General features: G+C 70.7%; 5 protein-coding genes. 4 read left to right on the forward strand and 1 reads right to left on the reverse strand.

Features of this window, described 5'->3' with window-relative positions:
- The 4 genes from H5J29_RS27870 to H5J29_RS27885 all read left to right on the forward strand — a co-directional run.
- The coding region (locus tag H5J29_RS27870) for a 2-oxo-4-hydroxy-4-carboxy-5-ureidoimidazoline decarboxylase (RefSeq protein ID WP_281376118.1) at positions 1 to 283 on the forward strand (283 nt) is incomplete at its 5' end.
- Positions 280 to 573, forward strand: coding sequence for a hydroxyisourate hydrolase (uraH, locus tag H5J29_RS27875; RefSeq protein WP_181783964.1), 294 nt, complete (start codon positions 280 to 282; stop codon positions 571 to 573). The genes H5J29_RS27870 and uraH, both read left to right, overlap by 4 nt.
- A gap of 3 nt (positions 574 to 576) precedes the next feature.
- Positions 577 to 1,416 carry a factor-independent urate hydroxylase gene (gene pucL / locus H5J29_RS27880; protein WP_181783965.1) on the forward strand — a complete coding sequence of 280 codons (840 nt, stop codon included), beginning with the start codon at positions 577 to 579 and terminating at the stop codon, positions 1,414 to 1,416.
- A 133-nt stretch (positions 1,417 to 1,549) separates the two neighbouring features.
- Positions 1,550 to 2,431: an endonuclease domain-containing protein gene (locus H5J29_RS27885; protein ID WP_181783966.1), complete on the forward strand. Its 882-nt coding sequence runs from the start codon at positions 1,550 to 1,552 to the stop codon at positions 2,429 to 2,431.
- 69 nt (positions 2,432 to 2,500) lie between these two features.
- On the opposite strand, the gene H5J29_RS27890 is transcribed toward H5J29_RS27885, so the two are convergent.
- On the reverse strand, positions 2,501 to 2,820 hold a 320-nt coding region (locus H5J29_RS27890; RefSeq protein WP_181783967.1), incomplete at its 5' end, for a PucR family transcriptional regulator.

The raw sequence follows: 2,820 nt of genomic DNA on the forward strand, positions 1-2,820 counted from the left end.
CCCTCGCATCGGCGACCGGGCCGCGGAGGGGACGGCCCGGCGCGAGCAGGCGGGGGTGGCGGGTGCGTCCGCCGAGGTCCTCGACGCGCTGGCCGCGGGGAACCGGGCCTACGAGGAGCGTTTCGGCTACGTGTACCTGGTGTGCGCGGCGGGACGGAGTGCCGTGGAGCTGCTGGACACCCTGCACGCTCGGCTCGGCAACGACCCGGCCGCGGAACGGCTCGTCGCACTCGGCGAGCTCGCGGCGATCAACCGGCTCCGGCTGGCGGAGGCCGTGCGGTGAGCCTGTCCACCCACGTCCTCGACGCGACGACCGGGACCCCGGCCGCGGGCATGACGGTCGTGCTCCGGACCGAGGGGCGCGAGCGCGAGCGGATCGTCACGGACGCCGACGGCCGTGGTCGCCTCACCGAGCCCGGCGCCGGCGTCCACACCCTGACCTTCGCGACGGCCGCGTGGTCCGCCTTCTACCCCGAGGTCACCGTGGCCTTCACGGTGACCGACCCGCAGCGGCACCACCACGTCCCGCTGCTGTTGTCCCCCTTCGCCTACTCGACCTACCGCGGGAGCTGACACATGGGAACCACAGGCCGGATCCGTCTGGGCGCCAACGACTACGGCAAGGCGGAGAACCGCGTGGTGCGGATCTACCGCGACACCCCGCGGCACGAGATCCGCGACGTCACGGTCTCGACCGCGCTGCGGGGCGACTTCAGCGCCGCACACCTGGCGGGCGACCAGTCCCGGGTGCTGCCGACCGATACCCAGAAGAACACGGTCTACGCGTACGCGAAGGAGCACGGGCTGCGCGAGATCGAGGACTACGCGCTGACCCTGGCCCGGCACTTCGTGTCCGATGTGGAGCCCGTCGAGGGCGCACGGATCGAGGTCGACGAGCACACCTGGGAGCGCATCGACGACCACGCGTGGGTGCGCCGCGAGTCGGAGGTCCGCACGACCGTCGTGGAGGTGTCGGGGGCGGGGGAGACGGTCCGCTCCGGCCTGAAGGACCTCGTCCTGCTCAAGTCCACCGGCTCGGAGTTCGCCGGCTTCCTGCGGGACGGGTACACGACCCTGCAGGAGACCCACGACCGGATCATGTCGACCTCCCTGGTCGCGACCTGGACCTACGCGGCGACCGATGTGGACTGGGACAAGACCTGGACCGACGTCCGCGCGATCCTGCTGGAGCGCTTCGCGAGCGTGCACTCCCTGGCCCTGCAGCAGACGCTGTGGGAGATGGGGAAGGCCGTCCTGGAGACCCACCCCGAGATCGAGGAGATCTCCCTCTCCGCCCCGAACAAGCACCACTTCGTCGTCGACCTGACCCCCTTCGGCCTGGAGAACCCCAACGAGGTCTTCCACGCCGCAACGGCCCCGTACGGCCTCATCCAGGCCACGGTCGTCCGCGACTGACCGACGCATTATGGAGCCACAACTGTCGTTTCGAAGGGGCGAATCGACAGTTGTGGCTCCATAACGACCAGGGCTGTGGACAACTCTGCGAGGGCCGCGGTATCTGTCGGGCGGTGCGCCCATGATCGGCGACATGGCCACCGACTACCTGACCTCTCAGCTCCGCGAGCTCCCCCTCTTCCGCGGCACGGACGCGATCGCGCAGGGCATGATCACCCACCGCGATCTCCGAGCCGGCCGGTACCGGCGCTTGTTCCGGGACGTCTACTCCTGGAACACCGTGCCCGTGACCCACGAGCTCCGTGCGCAGGCCGCGGCGATGGCGTTGCCGCCGGGTGTGGTGATCACCGGGAGGTCGGCAGCCGCCGTGCGGGGCGCGCCGATCTGCTGGCCGGACGATCCCGTCCACGTCGCCGTACCCCTCGGCGCGAGGGTGGATCGCCGCAGCGGCCTCCTCGTCCGGCGTGCCGATCTCGTTCCGGACGAGTACGAGCCGTGGGAGGGTGGGCTCCTCGCCTCCCCGCTCCGCATGTGCCTCGATCTCCTGGTCGGACGCCCGCTGCCGGACTCGGTCGCCGATCTCGACCAGATCCTCAAGGCTCGCCTGGTCGACAGGGACGCACTGCGCACGATGCTGCGGATCCGCCACGACAACGGCATCGTCGTCGCGCGGCAGGCCGAGGCACTGGCGACGGACCTCTCCGACTCGGTTCCCGAGTCACAGGTTCGCGTCCATCTCGTCCTGGCCGGCCTCGACCCCGTTCCCCAGCACTGGATCGAGCTCGCCGGGGAGCAGGTCGCGCTCGTCGACCTCGCTTTCCCGAGGCGGCGGGTCGCCGTCGAGTACGACGGCGGCTGGCGGGACGGCGAGACCTGGGCCCTCAACCGTGACCGCGCCCGCTTGAACCGCGTCCAGGCGGCCGGATGGCGAGTTGTCTTCGTGACGGCCGCCCTCCTGCGCAACCCGAACCACATGGTCGCGGAGATCAGCGCCGCGCTGTCGTCCCACCACTGACCGCATTATGGAGCCACAACTGTCGTTCTCCCCCCGCTGAATGACAGTTGTGGCTCCATAATGCGGGGGTCAGCGGGACTTCAGGGCGAGGTACACGTCGACGCGGTCCGCGAATCGCGCGAGGTTCCGGTCCGTCAGCTCCTCCACCCGGCCGATCCGGTACCGCACCGTGTTGACGTGCAGGTGGAGGCGTTCCGCCGCCCGGCTCCAGCTGCCCGAGCAGTCCAGGAAGGCCTCCAGGGTCTCGAGCAGGCCCGCGTCGTTGCGGGCGTCGTAGGCCAGGACCGGGGCGAGGACGCGGTCGGCGAAGGTGCGGCGGATCTCGTCCGGCACCGCCGCGAGCAGGGCGACGTGCGAGGTCACCTCCGTGGCCGTGACCACCTGCAGCC

Origin of the sequence: Pseudonocardia pini, from assembly GCF_013870575.1 — a bacterium.
Lineage (GTDB): Bacteria > Actinomycetota > Actinomycetes > Mycobacteriales > Pseudonocardiaceae > Pseudonocardia > Pseudonocardia pini.